This is a genomic window from Micrococcus sp. FDAARGOS_333 (assembly GCF_002206575.2).
GTDB classification, from domain to species: Bacteria; Actinomycetota; Actinomycetes; order Actinomycetales; family Micrococcaceae; genus Micrococcus; species Micrococcus lylae.
Genome location: NZ_NJFJ02000001.1, coordinates 348,783 through 368,325, shown reverse-complemented (window position 1 = coordinate 368,325; position 19,543 = coordinate 348,783). Strand labels below are relative to the sequence as shown.

Sequence of the window (19,543 nt, the reverse complement as noted above, 5' to 3'; positions counted from 1 at the left end):
CCATGGGCTTCTTCGAAGCGATCCTTCTCCCGTTCCGCTGGCTGATGTCGTGGATCCTGGGCGCCTTCCACACCGTCCTGGGATTCATCGGCATGCCGTCGGACTCGGGCTGGACCTGGGCACTGTCCATCCTGCTTCTCGTGATCCTGATCCGCACCCTGCTGATCCCGATCTTCGTGAAGCAGATCAAGGCCCAGCGCGCCATGCAGGCCATGCAGCCGGAGCTGCAGAAGCTGCAGGCCAAGTACAAGGGCAAGAAGGACCAGCTGTCCCGCCAGGCCATGGCGATGGAACAGCAGGCCCTCATGAAGGAGCACAAGGCGAACCCGTTCGCCGCGTGCCTGCCGCTGCTGGTGCAGATGCCGTTCTTGTTCGCCCTCTACCAGGTGCTCATCGGTGCCCGCGGTGCGGCCGAGTCCGGCGAGGGCATGCACGCCCTGTCCGCGGACCAGATCCGCTCCTTCGAGTCCTCCGAGATCTTCGGCGCCCAGATGTCGGACACCTTCCTGGGCTCGACCGGTTCCCATTTCAACCTGAACGTCATCGTCGTCGCGATCTTCCTGATCCTGCTGATGTCCGGCCTCATGTTCTACATGCAGAAGATGCTGATGACGAAGAACATGACCGACAGCCAGCTGTCCGGTCCGATGGCTCAGACCCAGCAGATCATGCTGTACGGCATGCCCCTGATCTTCGGCATCGGCGGCATCAACTTCCCGATCGGCGTGCTCCTGTACTGGACCTACTCGAACATGTGGGCTGTGGGTCAGCAGTGGTGGATCATCCGCAACAACCCGACCCCGGGCTCCCTGGCCGAGCGTGAGCTCAACGAGCGTCGCGCCGCCAAGGGGCTGCCGCCGGTGGGCAAGGCACTGCAGGAGCAGAAGGCCCGTGAGGAGGCGGAGGCCCAGCGTGTGGAGCGTGCCGGCCAGCGCCGTCAGCCCCAGCGTAAGAACCGCAGGAAGAAGTGAGCATGAGCGAGCAGAACACCCCTGACGTTCAGAACGTCGAGCAGCAGGGCGAGCAGGCCGACGTCGCCGTGGAGCAGACGTCCGAGCAGGCCGACGCCGCCGTGGAGCAGACGTCCGAGCAGGCCGACGCCCGCCCGCGTGCCACCGCCGCCGAGCGCCTCGAGGAGGAGGGCGACGTCGCGGCCGACTACGTGGAGGAGCTGCTGGACATCGCCGACCTCGACGGCGACATCGACATCGAGGTCCGTGACGGCCGCACCTACGTGTCCGTCATCGCCGACGAGGGCGACGAGGCGCTGCAGGACCTGGTCGGCCGCAACGGCAAGACCCTCGAGTCCCTGCAGGAGCTCGTCCGCCTGGCCGTGCTCGCCTCCACGGGCCACCGCTCCCGCCTGATCCTCGACGTGGCCGGGTACCGCACCCGCCGTGGCGCCGAGCTGCGCACGATCGCCGACAGGGCCGTGGCCGAGGTCAAGGACGGCAAGGGCCCGGTGCACCTGGAGCCCATGGGTGCCTATGAGCGCAAGATCGTCCACGACGTGGTGGCCGACGCCGGCCTCGTCTCGGAGTCCGAGGGCGAGGGCCCGCACCGTCACGTGGTGATCTCCGCCGATGACTGACCCGCGTCCAGGCACCCCGGAGGCACAGGTCGGCAAGGCCCCGTCCCCGGAGGCCGTCGCCCAGCCCGCTCCCCCGCTGCCTGCAGAGCTGGGCGCCGCCGCGGATCAGATCTTCGGCGACGCCCTGCCGCTGGCCGAGCGCTACGTGGAGCACCTGTCCTCCACAGGCATCGAGTGGGGGCTCATCGGTCCCCGTGAGGTCCCGCGGCTGTGGGAACGCCACGTGATGAACTGTGCGATCGTGGCGGACCTGTTGCCGGAGGGCGCCCTCGTGGCCGACGTGGGCTCCGGGGCCGGCCTGCCGGGCCTGTGCCTGGCCCTGGCCCGACCGGACTGCCAGTTCCTGCTCATCGAGCCGCTCGAGCGGCGGGTCGACTGGCTGGACATGGTCGTGGAGGGCCTGGGGCTGGAGAACGTGGACATCATCCGCGGCCGTTCCGAGCAGGTTGCCGGGAACCTCGATGTGGACATCGTCACCGCGCGTGCCGTGTCCGCCCTGAAGTCCCTGCTGCCGCTGACCATGCCGCTGCTGAAGGGCGGAGGCGAGCTGCTGGCGATCAAGGGCCGCAGCGCGGCGAACGAGATCACCGCTGCCGCCAAGGCCTTGCGCAAGTACAGTTGTGGAGAACCGGGGATCCTCACCGTCGGCGGCGACGTGCTCCCGGAGCCGACCACCGTGGTGCGCGTCGTGCCGCGGCGCGGTCGCCGCTGAGCCGGCCGGCCGCCGTCGGGAGGACCGTAGACCAGAAGTCCAGGGCGGTGCGGCCGCCCGGGGAGGATGAACCGCATGGCCCAGGAGAACGAGGAGCGCTCCGGCGCATTCAAGGCATTGCGTGAGCGCTGGTCCGGCAAGGGCGGGAAGAAGGGTGCTGCCGCGTCCGGGAACCGCCTGCAGCGTCAGCGGCTCAGCCGTCCGGACCGCACCCGCGTGTTCACGACGTCCAACCAGAAGGGCGGTGTCGGCAAGACCACCACCACCGTCAACCTGGCCGCCGCGATGGCGCGGGCAGGCATGCGTGTGATGGTCGTCGACATCGATCCCCAGGGCAACGCGTCGACCGCGCTCGACGTCCCTCACTCCTCCGAGGTGGCGTCGGTCTACGATGTGCTCCTGGACGAGATGGAGATCCACGAGGTTGTGCAGGACGCCCCCGATGTGGACAACCTGCAGGTGGTCCCCGCGACCATTGAGCTCGCAGGCGCAGAGATCGAACTGGTCTCCTTGGTGGCCCGCGAACAGCGGCTGGCCAAGGCCCTGGACCGTTACTTCGCCTGGCGCGAGGAGCAGGGGCAGGAGCGTCTGGACTACGTGTTCATCGACTGCCCGCCGTCCCTGGGCCTGCTGACCGTGAACGCCTTCGTGGCCGCGGAGGAGGTGCTCATCCCGATCCAGGCGGAGTACTACGCGCTGGAAGGCCTGTCCCAGCTGCTGAAGAACGTGCAGATGATCCAGAAGCATCTGAACCCGCGGCTGCAGCTGACGACGATCCTGCTGACGATGTTCGACTCCCGCACGAACCTGGCGGTGCAGGTGGCGGAGGAGGTGCGGGAGCACTTCCCGAAGGAGCTGCTGCAGACGGCCATCCCACGCAACGTCCGCATCTCTGAGGCGCCGAGCTATCAGCAGACGGTGCTCACCTACGACCCGTCGTCGGTGGGCGCGGCCGCCTACCGCGAGGCTGCGACGGAGATCGCGAAGCGAGGAGCACCTGCTCCACTCGACTGAAGGCAACGGGATTCGGTTGATCCTGTAGCGGAGAATCGGCCTGGACATCGCTCGGATGTCCAGGCCGATTCTGTTTCACGTGAAACTTCGCAGTGACACTGTGCCTGGGAGGGATATAAAGCAACGTGCAGGCATAGGTGGGCAGGCGAGGGGGCGTCATCGGCGGCAGGACGGCAGACGCGGAGAGTGTGAGCGGCAGGCGCTGATCCCCTGCCGGGCCGAACGGGAAGGTACTTCGGTGCGGTGGGACGGCCTCTGGTGGACGCGTCGTCCGCAGGCTGATCGTCAAGTGGGAGGTCAACCAGTCAGGTGACTCCTGCCGGCCTGAAGGCAGGCAACGGATTGGCAGAGCAGTGATCGGATGCTTGGCCTGAGAAGAGCAGTTTCCCTGCGAGGGGCGGTGCCCGGTGTCCCTGCGAAGGGCGTTGGCTCTGAGGAGAGCAGCGGCCCGGAGACTGACGATTGGTCTGAGGAGGGCTGTGACCCTGAGATGGACGGTCGCCCTGCGGAGGACGGTGGCCCTGAGGAGACACTGGGCGATATCCGCCGAGGCTGCCGTGTGCGGATTCTTCCGACTGCGACGGAGGTACCCCACGCCTCAGACCCTCCCCTTCACCTGTCTACAGGGCCGGCAGAAACTGCGTCTCACGCGTGCCCCGGCACGAGCTCCGGCTCTGGTCGGGTGTGGGCTTGGAAGGCCCGTGGACGACGCAGAGCACGCCTGTGGATAAGGAACCCTGGAGAATGTCCCGATAAGGGCGGTGAACTCCTCACAGACTTCCAAGGCGCGCGTCAGACGAGCACTTACTCACGCTATAACTGAATAGGCAAGCCGCCATACTTGTATCCACACATGTGGACGAAACTGTGGAAGAGAAAAAACGCTGCGCGCCGGTGTCAGTTCGATCCTGTGCACATGTGGACAACACCTGTGGATGAATGACTCGCCGCGAGGCAGGGCGTGTGGCGTTCAGGTGCGGAGGGCAACAAGAACACCGTCTCGGGATCTGCCCCCGGGGCGAGGCAACGGTTGGGATGGTCCCAGAGAGGATGCACCATGGCATGTCGGCGAGCTCGTGTGCGATGGATGCTTGAGGAGACCGACGACAGACCTGGCTGCTCTTCGGCCATCCGTTCCACGTGAAACGAGCAATCTGGCGGGAGCCTGTCTGATGGCTGGCCTGTCGAGCTGTCTCGAGAGCGCTGAGGCTTCAGCAGGCTTTTGCGCAGGGCATCGGGAAGTATGTCGGTGAGGAATCCTCATCCGATGACAGGTGCAGGTGCAGCTCTTCGTTCGTGCAGCAGAAAGGGGGCGGGTCATGGCGGGCGTCGGACGTCCTCACGGTCGTTCGGCGGGAAGTCTGGAGCCGCTGCTGTCCCAGTGAGTAATGGCTTCTCGGCTTGCCCGCTCGCACGCCATCCCCTTGCGCGAGAAGAGGAAACAGACCGCATGGGAGGCGCCGGGGATGTTTCACGTAGAACGCAGGGCATGTAATGGCTCGTGGCTCCGTAGAAACCTGCCGACACACGACTGGACCGAATGGGTCTACCGGCGACAGCGTTGACCACGCTCCGCTGACCGGCAACGTCGTATGTGAAGAGTGAGAAGTAGGCCTGCTCAGCATGATCCGCGGGGATGCTCGACAAGACACCTGGAGAGACCGAGTAACCCTGGCTCCGGACAACTATCGACACGAGTGGGTGACTGGCCCAGGAGGGCGGGCAGCCGTTTGATCATGCACCGTCCGCGGACTGTAGCGAGGAGGAGGTGATGTCTCTCCCGCCGTGTGATTTCTGGACGCGTTTCACGTGAAACCCGACTACAGTGGAACATGGCGCAGTGGGATACGCGAGGAAGGTGGGAGTCACCCACGGTGCCGATGTGAATTCGTGTGCCGCCTCGGACAGCTGGGTCGATTCAACCGTTGCAGCGCCGGAACTCCAGTCATCAGATCGGCGCCAGGCATCGCATGCACGTCTGTTTTCAGCTCAATGCTGAGATGAGCGCGTGTGTAGAAGCGAACGTCGCTCCTGAAGTGGATGCCGTAGTCGCCTATTGAGGATCAGCAGCCGAAGCGCTGGGACGGTGTGCGGGTGCAGGTAGAGCTGCTCGCCTTGAGGTGCGTCTTCACTTTCATCCTGGACGAAAACATGGCGCCCTCATGGCTACGGTGTGCGTTTCACGTGGAACGTGACACGGGAAGCGCCGGCCTGGAGGTTCCGTGCGCTCGGCGAGTAGGCCAGGTGTAGCCGCAAGGAATGGTCTAGACATCGTTCCAGTTCTCACTACACCGCCTCCCCAGGTCGTTTCACGTGAAACCTTGGCGCGACAGGGTCAAGACTGTCGCTGTGCTGAGGGGACAGTGACTACCGCTGACACCTCAGTCCCTATTTTGGGTGCGCCTTCGTCACAAGGGGATCGTCACTCCCGCGGGCAGCGCCGGCTCCTGGAAGCAGTCTCCAGGTCTGTCACGCGTGTGCCCTCGACCTAGGGCTGGAAGCACGACAATTGAGAAGCTGTCCGAACATGGGGACATGCGGGCTTTGCTAGACGGGTGAATCTCTTCGTTCACGCAGGATGGAACACGAACGGCAGTTCCCCTGGGTCGTGACGGAACTGAGCAGAGAGCGGTTCATGTCTTCGGCTCCTCTGTCCTTATGTCTACTTGGACATGACGATCTCGGGTACTCGCTCTCTCACGAAGGTAGCACTCCGTGCTCCTGTAACTGCGCCCCAGAGGGAGGGGGCAGACCCACATGGGTCGACGCGCAGCACTCATGCCTGCCTCTTGTAGACAACGGTTAATGCGTGATGCCCGGTGGTAGAGCCACGATGATGCTTTCCGCGGCGCGGCATAGTTAGTGGTCCGTGGTCGACGCTTAGAGAGTGATTCGGTACATCATTGGCCGTTTCACGTGAAGCAAGGCGCGGTCATCAGTCTTGGGTAACGAACACACGCCCTCACTCACGTACGCCTGGCCTCCCGCTTCCGTCGCAGGCCTCGTTGTTGTCACCCCGGACTCGCATCGCAAGGTGGATCTGAGACCTGACCAAACGCGTCCCTGCCGTAAGGCAGGAGCGGCATCACGTGCGGCAGAGCGAGAATGTGGATTCGTGTTTCACGTGGAACGGGACTGCTGCGCCGTAGAAGGAAGCCGTACTCCGACCTAGACTGGCCTGGACATATTTCACTGCAGGAGGACATGTGAAGAAGACCCGCCGAGGAGGCCTGGGCCGGGGCCTCGGTGCCCTGATTCAGAGCACCGCAGACGCCGAGGAGACCACGGCGCCAGCGTCTTCCGCCGTGCCGACGGAGGAGACCGCGCAGACGGTCTCCTCTGAGGACAAGAAGGAAGCGACGCCGCGCCGGCGTACTACGTCTGCAGCAGCCGCTGCATCGGAGAAGGCAGCTGACAAGGCACCGGGCAAGACGGCGTCTTCGAAGAAGTCCGACGGCACCCGCTCCTCCTCGTCGTCGACGAAGTCCTCAACGACCAAGTCCTCGTCGAGCAAGTCCTCAACGACCAAGCCTTCCAGGTCGAAGACGCCGCCTGCGGCGTCGACGGAGAAGGCAGCCGCGTCGGGCACCACGTCCACCTCCACTACCTCTGCCAGCGGCGCGCAGAAGAGTGCTTCCACCGATTCGGCCTCGGTCAGAGGCGGAAAGGTCAGTGGCACAACGAAGTCGGCTGCCAGCAGGACCTCCACGTCCGGAGCGAGCGCCGGTGGCACCACCGCTGCCGGGAAATCCGCTGATGCACCGAAGTCCACCTCCGGTCGCGGCAGTCGTCCCGTGGACGTCTTCTTCTCTTCGGATCGAACCCCCATGGAGGGTGATGCGAAGGGGAGCAGAGCCACCACTCGTGCCGAACAAAGGGCGACCACTGCTGTCGATGAGCAGGAGCAGACGGACGCTCCGTCCGCCTCGTCCCGTTCTGCCGCTGGTCGCAAGTCCTCTGTACGCCGCGGTCGGCCTTCCATGCCCGCTGTGAACGCTCTGGGCCGTCCGGCAGCCGCGGACCCGGCTGAGGCTGAAACTGAGGCTGAAAAGGTCTCGGAGAAGTCCGCCGGAGGCCCCGTACCTGCAACCACGGAAGTGACGGCCGGAGGTGAGGTCTCGGAGGCAGGCACCGTGCCCACGGATATCGCGGTGCTTCGTGAGCTGAAGGTCACGGACATCCATCCGAACCCCCGTCAGCCGCGTGAGGTCTTCGACGAGGACCACATGGACGAATTGGTCACCTCCATCACCGAGGTGGGCATCCTCCAGCCCATCGTGGTCCGCGAGGTGGCCGGTCCCACGGCGTACGAGCTGATCATGGGCGAGCGTCGCTGGCGTGCCACCCAGCTCGCCGGCCTGGACACCATCCCGGCGATCGTGCGCCACACCCCGGACGAGGACCTCCTCCGTGATGCGCTTCTGGAGAACCTCCACCGTTCTCAGTTGAATCCGCTGGAAGAGGCCGCCGCCTACCAGCAGCTCATGGACGACTTCGAGTGCACGCAGGAAGAGCTGTCCCAGCGGATCGGCCGCTCCCGTCCACAGATCTCCAACACGCTGCGCCTGATGAAGCTGCCCCCGCTCGTGCAGCGCCGCGTCGCCAACAACACGCTCACCGCCGGGCATGCCCGTGCCCTCCTCGGTCTCACGGATCCGGCGGAGATGGAACGTCTGGCCCAGCGCATCGTGTCCGAGGGTCTCTCCGTGCGGGCCACGGAGGAGGCCGTCGCGCTCGCACAGGGTGTCCGCCAGGCCGCCCCGGCCACGCGTCGTCGCAGCGAGCCGACCCGTCATGAGCGTCTGGACTACTTCGCCACGGCCCTGACTTCGCGCCTGGACACCCAGGTCAAGATCACCCTGGGCAAACGGAAGGGCAAGATCGCCATCGATTTCGCGTCCGTCGAGGACCTCAACCGCATCATGGAGCTCATCCAGGGCGACGACGCGGAGAAGTGAGCCGATCTGCCGCGGCAGGCGGCCGTCGTCGGGGATGATGGGCTGCCGTGGCAGGTGCCTGCAGCACCGACGTCGAAGAAAGGCCCGTATCGAATGACACGGATGTCATTCGATACGGGTCTTTCTCATCCGGTCTGACCTGGCCCTTCTGCCTTGATGAACGACGAAGGCCGCCCACGCGAGGGAAGGCGGCCCTCATCATGTCAGTGGCAACAGGCCTGACAGACCTGAGCATCGCTCAGCCGCGTCTCAGCCGAGGATGTCGGAGAACTCCTCCACCAGGGCCGGCTTGGGCTTCGCGCCCACGGACTCCTTGACCTTCTGGCCGTCCTTGAACGCCACCACGAGCGGGATCGAGGTGACACCGAACTGGGCGGCGGTGGCCGGGGAATCGTCCACGTTGACCTTGGCGACGACGGCCTTGCCCTCGTACTCGGTAGCGACCTCCTCCAGGACCGGGCCCAGCATGCGGCACGGACCGCACCACTCGGCCCAGAAGTCCACGAGGACGGGCAGCTCAGAGTCCAGGACCTTCTCCTGGAAGTCGGCGTCGGTGACGTTGATGATGCTCATGGGGTCTCCTTATGCGGATAGTCGGTGGTTTCGGTCCTCCACGGGTCGCTGAGGGCCGCAGGGCGGTCCTCAGGCCGGGTTCGCGTCGGACTCGGGGCCGGCGGGGGCCGCCTCGTCGACCCCCAGGACGTCGGCGAGATAGTGCTCCACGTCCTGGGCGGCCACGCACCCGGTGCCGGCGGCGGTGATGGCCTGCCGGTACGTGTGGTCGGTGACGTCGCCGGCGGCGAAGACGCCAGGCAGGGTCGTGCGCGAGGAGGGGTGCTCGACCTTGATGGTGCCGTGCTCAGTCAGCTCGAGCTGGCCCTTCACCAGGTCCGTGCGCGGGTCGTGGCCGATCGCGATGAACAGGCCGGTGACGGCCAGTTCACGCTGCTCGCCGGAGACGCTGTCCTGCAGGAGCAGGGAGGTGACCTTGTCCTCGCCCCGGACCTCGGCGACCTTCGTGTTCCAATGGAACTCGATCTTCTCGTTGTCCATGGCGCGCTGGCCCATGATCTTCGAGGCGCGCAGCTCGTCCTTGCGGACCAGCACGTGGACCTTGGAGGCGAACTTGGTGAGGAAGAGCGCCTCCTCCATGGCCGAGTCGCCGCCGCCGACCACAGCGATCTCCTGGTCGCGGAAGAAGAAGCCGTCGCACGTGGCGCACCAGCTGACGCCGTGGCCGGACAGGCGCTCCTCGCCTTCCACGCCGAGCTTCCGGTAGGCGGAGCCGGTGGTGAGGATCACGGCGTGCGCCTTGATCTGCGAGCCGTCGCCGAGGGTGAGGACCTTCGGGTCGGACACCAGGTCGGCCTCCACCACATCGTCGAAGAGGATCTCGGTGTCGAAGCGGCGGGCCTGACCCTCCATGGCGGCCATGAGCTCCGGGCCCATGATGCCCTCGGCGAAGCCCGGGTAGTTCTCCACCTCGGTGGTGTTCATCAGCTCGCCGCCGGCGGTGACGGCGCCGGCCACCAGCACGGGCTCCAGGTGGGCCCGCGCGGTGTAGATGGCGGCGGTGTAGCCGGCCGGGCCGGAGCCGATGACGGCGACGTTGCGCACCGTGTCGGTCGAGGGGGTGTCGGTCACGGGTTCCTCCAGGGGGTCTGAGTCGGTGCTGGTCGCCCCGCCCGTCCTCTGCGGCGCACGGGGTCCACGTATCAGGTCAACGGGCCCGCCGGGCCCGGTATTCCGGCCCGCGGAGGGGACGACGACGGCCCCCTCCCCGGACTGTGGCCGTCAGCGGCCATCGGCTCACTCGACGGTGATCTCCGACAGGCGCATGCCGTAGGCGTACTGGGTGTTGTCCACGGCCAGCTGGGGCAGCTCGGTGACGGTCACGACGACGTACTTGGCATTGCCTTGATCGTCGGTGATGTCCACCTCGGCCTTGCCGTCCACGAAGGTGTCCTCGCCGGCGCGGCGCAGGTCGCCGAGACCGTCTTCGCTGGCGACGCCGATGGCGAGCTGACCGGCGGAGCTCGCGAGGGACTCCACGGTCACCTTCTCGATGTCGCGGGCCTCCTCGAGCTCGATCACGAAGTTCATGCTGCGGGTGTAGCCGCCGAAGTTCGGGCGCTTGTAGGAGTAGCTCTGCCAGTAGGTCTCCGGGTCTCCGTCGATGATGTTCGGCAGCTGGTCGTCGTGCTCGGACTCCAGCGTCGGGGCGTCCGGCACCTCGCGGTAGATGTCCACCAGGGAGGCCGGTTCCGCCGGAGCCTCGTCCTGGGACGGGGACGCGGAGGTCTCCTCGGAGGGGGAGGCGCCGTCGTCGGTCGGCTGCGTCGACTCGGTCGGGGACGCTGTGGCCTGGTTGTCGTCCGGCACAGAGTCGCGGTTCTGGTTCAGCAGGAAGAAGCCGACGATCAGTGCGACGGCCAACAGCAGGACCAGCAGAAGGGCGACGAGCCAGCCGGCTCCGCCCGTCTTGGAGCGCCGGTCGTCGTCGGGATCACGCCGGTCACGGGGCCCGTCGGGGTGGGCCGCAGCGGCTGCTGTGGCCGGGGCGGCACCGCGAGCGGTGTCCTTGCGGTTGCGGTGCGGATCCCGGGCATCGGCGTCACGGCGGGAGCCGGCCGGAACCTCGGTGCCATGACCCGAGGCGCCCGTGGCCGCGGCGGTAGCGCCCACTGCCGCGGCGCCGACACCGGCGGCCGCCGCGCCGCGCCGGCCGGAGCGGTCCTTGCGTCCTTCATCGGAGGCAGCGCGGCCGTCGGCGCGGGGCTCGCGCTCGCTGCCGCGCCCGGCGTCACGGACATCACCGTTGCTCGGAGTGCCGTCCCGGCGCACGTCGTTGGCCTTGTCCGCGTTCCGTGGGGCCGCTCCGGCGGCGGTTGCTCCGGCACCGGAGCCGGCAGCGGCCGCGAGGGCCCGGCGGGGCGCCGGGCGCACACGGCGAGGGGCCTGCCGCTCAGTGTCCTTCGGGGCGGCCTCGTTCCGGTGCACCTTGGCGGGGCGGGGACGGGCGGAGTCGGAGGCACTGCCGGCGTCGCCGCGTCCGGCGGCGGGCACGGTGGGCATGGGGTCGGTGGAGATATCCGCGGCGGCGGCGCGGCGGCCCTGCTCGGTGCGGCCGTCACGGCCCTTGCCGGATTCTTGGGCGGCGGCCTGGACGGCGGCCTCACGGCGACGATCGGCTTCGCGCTGCTCCATCTCGGCGCGCTCCTCGACCTGACGGGCCTCGCGCTCCTCGCGCTCCACCCGCTCGGCGGCACGGCGCTCGGCGGCGGCACGCTCGCGGCGCTCGTCCTCCTCGATCTGACGGGCGCGGCGGCGCTCCAACTCCTCGGCCTCACGGCGCTCACGCTCGGCGCGCTCGGCCGCGGCGGCCTCCTCCCGCTCGCGTTCGACGCGCTGACGCTCGGCCTCCTCGGCGCGGCGCTTCTCGTCCTCGAGACGCTGACGTTCGGCCTCTTCGGCGCGGCGACGCTCCTCCTCGAGACGCTGACGCTCGGCTTCTTCGGCGCGGCGCTTTTCGTCCTCCTTGGCCTTTGCTGCGGAACCGGCGGCGGCCAGTGCGGAGGCGCCGGCGGCCTTGCGGGCGGCCGATCCGTCGGAGGAGGAGTTCATGCGCTCGGACAGGCGGTCCGAGAGCCGGTTGAGGAAGCCGGGGCGGCGGGAGTGCTGCTCCTGGTCCGCGCGGATGTGCTCGTCGAGCTCGGTGTAGTAGGCCTCGTCGTCGTCGTACTCATGGGCCTGCGCGTCACGGGAGGAGCCGAAGATCTCAGAGCCGAGGGTGTCCGTCTGGAACGGCTCGACGTAGGTCTCTTGGGGGTAGGCCAGGCCGAGCAGCACGTCCGGGTCCGGGTTGCCGCCGGCGATCAGGTAGGTGTGGCCCTCGGAGAGGCCGAGGTCCAGGACCTGGACATCGTCCTGACGCTCGCCCGTGGCGAGCTCGCGGGCGGACGAGGCCACCTGGGTCGCATTCTCCAGGGAGGCCACCAGCACGGTGACGCGGCGGTTGAGGACCTGGTCCAGACCGGTGAACACGAGGTCCTGGTCGGCAGAGGTCACCACATGGTCGGTGATGCGGTAGCGACCACCGAGCACGGATCCGACTTCGATCGACTGGGACACGGGATTCCTCTCACATGACGGCTGCGCGTCGGCCACGGCACGGGATGGCCGTGCGCATTCCCCCATCCTAGAGGCAGTGAGGCGTAACACCAGGGAGGGACGGCCCCCCGGGTGCCCCGCCGCGGGCCGGTGCGGGGCCAGGCGGATCAGCGGACGCCGAGCACGCGCCCGAGCGCCGGGATGCGGGAGGCCAGCGGCCGGGCCGCCATCTGAAGCTCCTGCATCCTCAGCACACGCAGGCCGATGAGGTAGACCACGCCCATCACGATGCCGGCTGCGGTGCAGGTGATGATCGCGTTGAGGATCGAACCCCAGGCGAATCCGCCGGAGTAGCCGCCGAGCAGCCAGACGGTCACACCTCCGACGATGCCGGCGACGCCCGCCGCCAGGCCTGTCTTGGCGTGGGCCTGCACCACGGCCGCGAAGTCGTAGTCGCCGAAGCGGCGCACCACGAGCACATGGGAGACGAGGAACGTGTAGATGTGCGAGAGCGTGCCCACCGCCGCGATCCAGTAGGCCAGCGACCAGTCCGGCAGGAAGAACGCGCCGGCGTACGCCAGCACGAGCATGCCGAGGGCGGAGGTCACCTGGATGACCATCGGGGTCTTCGCGTCCTCTGCGGCGTAGAACGCGCGCATCAGGTAGAAGCCGGCGGACCGGAACGGCAGGCCCACCGCGAGGATGAGCAGGACCTGGCCGATCGCGATGCCCGCCGGGAGGGCGGTCTCGGAGGCCGAGCCGAAGATGCGGCCGAGCGGGCCGGCCAGCACGATCATCGCCACGGTGGAGAACACCAGCGGCACGGAGAACGCGCGCAGGCCCTGGCTGGTGGTGGTCCGCACCGCCTGCATGTCCTGTGCGCCCACGGAGCGGGCCAGGCGGTTGAACAGCACGGTGGCCATGGAGACCACGAACACCGAGTGCGGCAGGATCGCGATCAGCATCGCCATGTTGTAGGCGTTCAGGCCGGGGATGGCGGCCTGGGCCATGGCCTCGGACCACCCCTCGGTGCCCGGGGCGCGGGAGTCCACGTCCGCGCGGGCGGCGGTGGCGCCGGTGATGATGCGGGCGCAGAGCAGGTTGACCGTGTTGCCGATCAGCATGGTCAGCAGGGTGAAGCCGGCCAGCGCGCCGGTCTGGCGCAGGCCCATGCCCTTCCAGCCGAACTTCGGACGCAGCCCCAGTCCGAGCCGCCGCAGCGGCAGGAACAGGATCAGGGCCTGCGCCACGATGCCCAGGGTGTGGCCGCCGGCCAGGATGACCGTCTGCGTGGTGGTCCACTCTGCCAGCTGGTCCCCGCCGGCGTACCGGCCGAACATCACCAGGTAGAGCACGATCGCGGCGATCGCCACGACGTTGTTCAGCACCGGCGCCCACATGTAGGCACCGAAGCGGCCGTTCGCGTTGAGCACCTGCCCGGCCACCGCGTACACGCCGTAGAAGAAGACCTGCGGGAGCGTCCACAGGGCGAAGACGGTGCCCAGGGCCAGCATGCCCGGGCTCCAGTTGCTCGTCAGGGCCCCCATGATCGGGGCGGCGGCCATGGTGATGAGCACCGTGAAGCCGGCCATCACCAGCATCACCAGCGTCATCAGCCTCGAGGTGTAGTCGGCGCCGCGGTCCGCGTCCTTCGCATGCTTGATCAGCTGCGGCACCAGCACCACGTTGAACACGCCGCCGGCCAGCAGCATGTAGATCACGTTGGGGATGGTGTTCGCCGACTCGAAGACGTCCGCCACCAGGGCGGTGGAGCCGATGGCCACCGTGAGCAGGGCCGCGCGCACGAAGCCGAGCACGCGGGACAGCAGGGTGCCGGCTGCCATGATCGCGGACGAGCGCGCCACGTTCTTCTCGCCGGCGGGCACCGCGTCCGTGGGCGGATCGGCGGAGTCGGATTCCTTGACCGCAGCGGTCGGCGAGGCGGTCACGGAGGATGCGGAGCCGTCGTCGTGCTGGGGGTGCCGGCCTGCGGCGGAGGAGGAGGTGCTCATGACTCGCTTCCGGAAGGAGAACTCAGGAGGCGGCGTCAGCCGTCTGCGGGGAAGTACTGGTGGACGATCCTACGGGCGAGATCCACGATCCGGCGCTCGTTGGCGAAGGACAGGCGACGCCCGACCTCCTCCAGGCGCACCCAGGCGACGTCCACGGCCTCCTGGTCCGGGTCGTTCTCCGTGGTCAGCTCGCCGCCGGTGGCGCGCAGCAGGTAGTGGTGCACGGTCTTGTGGACGCGGTGGCGGGACACGGTGAACCAGTAGTCGATGGAGCCGAGCGGTTCGAGGATCTCGCCGGCGATGCCGGTCTCCTCCTCGACCTCGCGGGTCGCGGCCTCGCGGTGGTCCTCACGGCCCTCAGGGTGGCCCTTCGGCAGGCACCACTCGAGGCGGCCGCCGCGGTTGTAGCGGGCGATGATCGCCACCTCGAGGCCGTCCCGGTGCTCGCGGACCACGAGGCCTCCGGCGGAGACCTCCTCCACGGTGGGCAGGGCCGCGGCGGGCACGCGCGGTCGCGGGCCGGTGGGCGGCCCCGGTGTGGGCGTGGGCGGGGTCTGACGCCGCATCCGGCCGAGGACGGCGGAGGGCAGGGGTGCCCCTCGGCGCTCGGGTCGGTCAGGGCGGGTCATGCCTTCAACCTTAGCGTCAGGCGTCCACGTCGCACGCTGGTCCGTCCCGGCGCCCCCGAGGCGCGCGGCCACAGCCCGCGGGTGCGGGCGACGGCGTGGTCTCCGCCCCGGGCGTGCCGCAGCGACCGCTGCGCGTGCAGTGCCCTGTCTGCTCCCTGGGCACCGTCCCCGTCGCGGTTCTCTGGCACCCTTGTACTCATCATGAGCTCCTCCTCGCCGCGCGTCCCCCTGCCCTCCGGCTTCCCTGAGGGCGCCTCGCTGCCCGCCGTCGTGATCGAGCTGGGCGAGAGGTTCGCCGCGGCCGGCCGGGAGCTGTCCCTCGTGGGCGGACCGGTGCGCGACCTCTTCATCGGCCGGGACTCCGGCGACCTGGACTTCACCACGGACGCGGACCCGGACGCGATCGAGGCGATCGACGCCGGATGGGCGGACGCCGTCTGGGACGTGGGACGCCGCTTCGGCACCATCGGGTTCCAGAAGGACGGCTGGCAGCTGGAGGTCACCACCTACCGTGCCGAGCAGTACGACCCGACCTCGCGGAAGCCGCAGGTGGCCTTCGGCGACAGTCTCGACGACGACCTGGTCCGCCGCGACTTCACCGTCAACGCGATGGCCCTGCGGCTGCCGGCGATGGAGCTGGTGGACCCGCACGGCGGCGTGCGGGACCTCGCCGCAGGGGTCCTGCGCACCCCCGGGACCCCGGAGGACTCCTTCTCGGACGACCCGCTGCGCATGATGCGCGCGGCCCGCTTCGCCGCCCAGCTCGGCCTGCAGGTCGCGGACGAGGTGGAGGCCGCCATGACGGACATGGCCGAACGCATCGACATCATCTCCGCCGAGCGTGTCCGCGAGGAGTTGGTGAAGCTGATCTGCGGCGCCGACCCGCGCCGCGGGCTGGACCTGCTGGTCCGCACCGGCCTGGCCGACCGCATCCTCCCGGAGCTGCCGGCCCTGCAGCTGGAGACCGACGAGCACCACCGCCACAAGGACGTCTACGCCCACTCGCTCACCGTGATGGAGCAGGCGATCGAGCAGGAGGAGCGCTACTCGCCGCAGTCCCCGGACGCGGTGCTGCGCCTGGCGGCCCTCCTCCATGACGTCGGCAAGCCCGCCACCCGTCGCTTCGAGAAGAACGGTGCGGTGAGCTTCCGCCACCACGAGGTGGTCGGCGCCAAGCTGGTCCGCAAGCGCCTGCGCGCCCTGAAGTTCGACAACGAGACCATCAAGGCCGTCACCCGCCTGGTGGAGCTGCACATGCGGTTCTACGGCTACGGGGACGCCGACTGGACCGACTCCGCGGTGCGCCGCTACGTCCACGACGCCGGACCGGTCCTGGACCGCCTGCACGCCCTCACCCGCTCGGACGTCACCACCCGGAACAGGCGGAAGGCCAACCGGCTCGCCCACGCCTACGACGATCTCGAGCGCCGCATCGCCGAGATCTCCGAGGCCGAGGAGCTCGCCGCCGTCCGCCCGGACCTGGACGGCGAGCAGATCATGGCACTGCTGGGCATCCGCCCTGGACCCGTGGTGGGACGCGCCTACCGGCACCTGCTGGAGTGGCGCCTGGACGAGGGCCCGCACGATCAGGACGTGGCCGAGGCCGAGCTGCGCCGCTGGTGGGCCGAGCAGCCGGAGTCGCGGGAGGACTGATCCTCACTCCGGCCGGATCGACTCCATGATCCGGCGGGTCAGGTCCGGCTGGCCGATCTGCTCGAGCCAGCCGGTGTACGCCGTGACGTGGACGTCCCGGCGCCGCCCCTCCACGTCCGTGGTCACCCAGCGGTGTCCGGTGACCTCGCCGAGGCGCGGATCCCTGAACGCCTGACATGTGTAGTCCATGCGGATCCCCTGACCGGGCCCGTCCTCGCCGACGTCCGCCAGCTGCGGGGCGCCGGACATCGTCACACTGCCGGCACGGCAGCCGAGGCCGTTGAGCTCGAGCGAGGCCCCCAGGCTCGCCGGGTCCGTCTCCGCGAGGGATTCCACGGTGGAGCCGGCCCAGTCCCGGATCCTCGCCCTCCGATCCTCCACGGCCACGGACTCGTCCATGCTGCCCCGGTCCTCCATGTAGGTCACGGTGGCGACCGCCACGTTCGGGGCGTCGGGCATGGTGACGCGCCAGACCCGCTCGATGTCCGCGGCGGTCCCGTCCCCGCGCACCGTGGTCACGTTCGTCCGGTCCAGCTCCTCCCAGTCCTCCGGGAGGTCGAAGGCGAGCCCGTCCAGGTCGATGGTCTGCATCTGCCCTGTGGAGGCCTTCGCAGGTCTCGGTTCCTCCCGGCTCGGGGAGGCGGGCCCGGCCGATGCGGAGGGGGAGACGCTCGACGAGGGTGAGGCGCCGTCGTCGTTGTTCTCCCCGTCACGCGCGGAGGGCGAGCCGGAGGCGGTGGCGTCCGCGTCCGGGGTCGAATCCCCACCGGGGTTCGGGCTGCAGGCCGAGGCCAGCAGCGTGCACAGGGCCACACCGAGGCAGACGGCCAGGCGGCTGGGTTTCATCGGGCATCCCCTCTCAGGCGGACGATCACCGCCCTTCTGCAGTGTTCCACATCACACCTCGCATGGTCACGGCTTCTTCCCTGCCGCTCGGGAGCGGCTTGTCGACGACGGCGCTCACCGCCGCCGGTCGGCTCGCCGTGGGTGCCCCTCCCCGTCCGGGACCGCGGTGGAAGAATGGGTCCCATGAACGATGCGCAGATCGCTGCCGCCCACACGCCCGCCCCGATCGCCGAGATCGCAGCCCGTGCGGGGATCGACCAGGACCTGCTGATCCCGTACGGCCGCCACATGGCGAAGGTGGACGTGCACGCGATCGACGCGCCGCGCACCGGCCGGGTGGTGCTGGTCACCGGCATCAGCCCCACCCCCGCCGGCGAAGGCAAGACCACCGTCACCGTGGGCCTGGTGGACGGGCTGAACCTGGTGGCCGAGGAGGAGGACGCCCCCGCCTCGATCGCCGGCCGCACCGCCATGGCCGCACTGCGCGAGCCCTCCCTGGGCCCCGTGTTCGGGATCAAGGGCGGCGCCACCGGCGGCGGCTGGTCCCAGGTGGTTCCGATGGAGGCCGTCAACCTGCACTTCACCGGGGACTTCCACGCCCTCACCAGCGCCCACAACCTGCTCTGCGCCCTCGTGGACAACCACATCCAGCAGGGCAACGAGCTGGGCATCGACCCGCGCACCATCACCCTCAAGCGTGCCCTGGACATGAACGACCGCACCCTGCGGGACGTGGTGACCGGCCTCGGCGGCCGCACCCAGGGCGTGCCCCGCGAGGGCGGCTTCGAGATCACCGTGGCCACCGAGACCATGGCCGTCTTCTGCCTCGCCCGGGACCTGGCGGACCTCAAGCGCCGCCTCGGTCAGATCACCGTGGGCTCCACCTACGCCGGCGAGCCGGTGACCGCCTCCCAGATCGGCCCGCACGGCGCCCAGGGAGCCATGGCCGTGCTGCTCAAGGACGCGATCGCACCGAACCTCGTGCAGACCCTCGGCGGCACCCCGGTGCTGATCCACGGCGGTCCCTTCGCGAACATCGCCCACGGCGCGAACTCGGTGATCGCCACCCGCACCGCCCAGCGCCTGGCGGACGTGGTGGTGACCGAGGCCGGCTTCGGTGCGGACCTCGGCGGCCAGAAGTTCATGGACATCACCTCCGTGGCCGGGCAGTTCCCGCCGGCGGCGATCGTGCTGGTCGCCACCGTCCGCGCGCTGAAGCTGCAGTCCGGCATGGCGCTCGCCGACGTCAAGGCCGGCGTGGCGAAGGTCGCCGAGCGCGACGGCCGCGACGAGCAGGAGGTCCAGGACGCCCACGTGGCCGCCCTGCGCTCCGGCGTGGCCAACCTCGCCCGCCACGTGGAGAACATGCAGGCCTACGGAGCCCCCGTGGTGGTGGCCGTGAACCGGTTCGCCGAGGACACGGACGCCGAGCTGGCGTGGCTCGAGGGCTGGTGCCGCGAGCAGGACCTCGCCTGCGCCGTGGCGGACGTCTGGGGCTCCGGCGGTGAGGGCTCCCGCGGCCTCGCCCGTGCCGTGGCACGGGCCCTGCCCGCCCCGGGCGACGACGCCCCGGTGCTCACCGGCCTCTGGACGGAGGGCATGACCGTGGAGGAGCGTATCCAGGCCGTGGTGAAGCGGACCTACCGCGGCGCGAAGGCCGAGTTCACCGCTGCCGCGAGGCGCCAGCTGGCCGAGATCTCCCGCCGTGGCCTGGACGGCCTGCCGGTCTGCATGGCCAAGACCCAGTACTCCTTCTCGGACGACCCCACGGCCCTGAACGCCCCGGAGGGCTTCACCGTCACCGTCCGCGAGGTGACCGCCAAGACGGGGGCGGGCTTCGTCGTCGCCCTCACCGGCGCGGTCATGACCATGCCCGGACTGCCGAAGTCCCCGGCCGCCGACCGCATGGACGTGGACGATGCGGGCAACATCACGGGCCTGTTCTGAGCGATTCCAAGGGAACACACAGAATCGCAGGTTTCTGCGGATCTCGGGGGTTCGTCTCGCGTACGCACACG

General features: G+C 68.9%; 14 protein-coding genes. 7 read left to right on the top strand and 7 right to left on the bottom strand.

Going from position 1 to position 19,543, the window contains the following annotated elements; all coding sequences use genetic code 11:
- Window positions 1–2 precede the first annotated feature (2 nt).
- The 4 genes from yidC (at window position 3) to CEQ11_RS01750 (ending at window position 3,317) form a co-directional block, all read left to right on the top strand.
- On the top strand, window positions 3–971 hold the full coding sequence (yidC, locus tag CEQ11_RS01765) for a membrane protein insertase YidC (RefSeq protein WP_088477564.1): 969 nt from the start codon (window positions 3–5) through the stop codon (window positions 969–971).
- A gap of 2 nt (window positions 972–973) precedes the next feature.
- On the top strand, window positions 974–1,591 hold the full coding sequence (locus CEQ11_RS01760) for a R3H domain-containing nucleic acid-binding protein (protein WP_088477563.1): 618 nt from the start codon (window positions 974–976) through the stop codon (window positions 1,589–1,591).
- The gene (rsmG, locus tag CEQ11_RS01755) at window positions 1,584–2,303 is read left to right on the top strand and encodes a 16S rRNA (guanine(527)-N(7))-methyltransferase RsmG (RefSeq protein WP_088477562.1); all 720 of its coding nucleotides are present in this window, start codon (window positions 1,584–1,586) and stop codon (window positions 2,301–2,303) included. Before CEQ11_RS01760 ends, rsmG begins: the two co-directional genes overlap by 8 nt.
- 75 nt (window positions 2,304–2,378) lie before the next feature.
- Window positions 2,379–3,317: a ParA family protein gene (locus tag CEQ11_RS01750; protein WP_088477561.1), complete on the top strand. Its 939-nt coding sequence runs from the start codon at window positions 2,379–2,381 to the stop codon at window positions 3,315–3,317.
- 3,256 nt (window positions 3,318–6,573) lie between these two features.
- Here CEQ11_RS01750 and CEQ11_RS01745 read toward each other — a convergent pair.
- On the bottom strand, window positions 6,574–7,176 hold the full coding sequence (locus tag CEQ11_RS01745; protein ID WP_127913435.1) for a hypothetical protein: 603 nt from the start codon (window positions 7,174–7,176) through the stop codon (window positions 6,574–6,576).
- Window positions 7,177–7,450: 274 nt separating this feature from the next.
- Between CEQ11_RS01745 and CEQ11_RS01740 the strand changes: the two genes are divergently transcribed.
- A complete protein-coding gene (locus tag CEQ11_RS01740) occupies window positions 7,451–8,275 on the top strand; it encodes a ParB/RepB/Spo0J family partition protein (protein ID WP_088478841.1) in 825 nt (274 codons plus the stop codon).
- A gap of 249 nt (window positions 8,276–8,524) precedes the next feature.
- On the opposite strand, the gene trxA is transcribed toward CEQ11_RS01740, so the two are convergent.
- The 5 genes from trxA to CEQ11_RS01715 all read right to left on the bottom strand — a co-directional run bounded on the left by trxA (window position 8,525) and on the right by CEQ11_RS01715 (window position 14,963).
- Window positions 8,525–8,848, bottom strand: a complete 324-nt coding sequence (gene trxA, locus CEQ11_RS01735; RefSeq protein ID WP_088477559.1) for a thioredoxin — start codon at window positions 8,846–8,848, stop codon at window positions 8,525–8,527.
- A 69-nt stretch (window positions 8,849–8,917) separates the two neighbouring features.
- Complete coding sequence (gene trxB, locus CEQ11_RS01730; RefSeq protein WP_088477558.1) at window positions 8,918–9,919, bottom strand: thioredoxin-disulfide reductase; 1,002 nt, start codon at window positions 9,917–9,919, stop codon at window positions 8,918–8,920.
- Window positions 9,920–10,084: 165 nt separating this feature from the next.
- Window positions 10,085–12,406 (bottom strand): hypothetical protein, encoded by a 2,322-nt coding sequence (locus CEQ11_RS01725; RefSeq protein ID WP_088477557.1) that lies wholly within the window; start codon window positions 12,404–12,406, stop codon window positions 10,085–10,087.
- A 146-nt stretch (window positions 12,407–12,552) separates the two neighbouring features.
- On the bottom strand, window positions 12,553–14,397 hold the full coding sequence (gene murJ, locus CEQ11_RS01720; protein WP_088477556.1) for a murein biosynthesis integral membrane protein MurJ: 1,845 nt from the start codon (window positions 14,395–14,397) through the stop codon (window positions 12,553–12,555).
- 35 nt (window positions 14,398–14,432) lie between these two features.
- A complete protein-coding gene (locus CEQ11_RS01715) occupies window positions 14,433–14,963 on the bottom strand; it encodes an NUDIX hydrolase (RefSeq protein ID WP_369804932.1) in 531 nt (176 codons plus the stop codon).
- Between the two features lie 264 nt (window positions 14,964–15,227).
- Between CEQ11_RS01715 and CEQ11_RS01710 the strand changes: the two genes are divergently transcribed.
- A complete protein-coding gene (locus CEQ11_RS01710) occupies window positions 15,228–16,679 on the top strand; it encodes a CCA tRNA nucleotidyltransferase (RefSeq protein ID WP_088477554.1) in 1,452 nt (483 codons plus the stop codon).
- A 3-nt stretch (window positions 16,680–16,682) separates the two neighbouring features.
- On the opposite strand, the gene CEQ11_RS01705 is transcribed toward CEQ11_RS01710, so the two are convergent.
- On the bottom strand, window positions 16,683–17,525 hold the full coding sequence (locus tag CEQ11_RS01705) for a hypothetical protein (RefSeq protein WP_088477553.1): 843 nt from the start codon (window positions 17,523–17,525) through the stop codon (window positions 16,683–16,685).
- A 183-nt stretch (window positions 17,526–17,708) separates the two neighbouring features.
- Between CEQ11_RS01705 and CEQ11_RS01700 the strand changes: the two genes are divergently transcribed.
- Window positions 17,709–19,472 carry a formate--tetrahydrofolate ligase gene (locus CEQ11_RS01700; RefSeq protein ID WP_088477552.1) on the top strand — a complete coding sequence of 588 codons (1,764 nt, stop codon included), beginning with the start codon at window positions 17,709–17,711 and terminating at the stop codon, window positions 19,470–19,472.
- Window positions 19,473–19,543 lie beyond the last annotated feature (71 nt).

What these genes read in the sequence shown, in the direction of transcription:
- murJ (WP_088477556.1), bottom strand. Translation starts at nt 14,397, where the DNA reads ATGAGCACCTCCTCCTCCGCCGCAGGCCGGCACCCCCAGCACGACGAC.
- CEQ11_RS01715 (WP_369804932.1), bottom strand. Translation starts at nt 14,963, where the DNA reads ATGCGGCGTCAGACCCCGCCCACGCCCACACCGGGGCCGCCCACCGGC.
- yidC (WP_088477564.1), top strand. Translation starts at nt 3, where the DNA reads ATGGGCTTCTTCGAAGCGATCCTTCTCCCGTTCCGCTGGCTGATGTCG.
- trxA (WP_088477559.1), bottom strand. Translation starts at nt 8,848, where the DNA reads ATGAGCATCATCAACGTCACCGACGCCGACTTCCAGGAGAAGGTCCTG.
- CEQ11_RS01705 (WP_088477553.1), bottom strand. Translation starts at nt 17,525, where the DNA reads ATGAAACCCAGCCGCCTGGCCGTCTGCCTCGGTGTGGCCCTGTGCACG.
- CEQ11_RS01700 (WP_088477552.1), top strand. Translation starts at nt 17,709, where the DNA reads ATGAACGATGCGCAGATCGCTGCCGCCCACACGCCCGCCCCGATCGCC.
- CEQ11_RS01710 (WP_088477554.1), top strand. Translation starts at nt 15,228, where the DNA reads ATGAGCTCCTCCTCGCCGCGCGTCCCCCTGCCCTCCGGCTTCCCTGAG.
- CEQ11_RS01750 (WP_088477561.1), top strand. Translation starts at nt 2,379, where the DNA reads ATGGCCCAGGAGAACGAGGAGCGCTCCGGCGCATTCAAGGCATTGCGT.
- CEQ11_RS01760 (WP_088477563.1), top strand. Translation starts at nt 974, where the DNA reads ATGAGCGAGCAGAACACCCCTGACGTTCAGAACGTCGAGCAGCAGGGC.
- rsmG (WP_088477562.1), top strand. Translation starts at nt 1,584, where the DNA reads ATGACTGACCCGCGTCCAGGCACCCCGGAGGCACAGGTCGGCAAGGCC.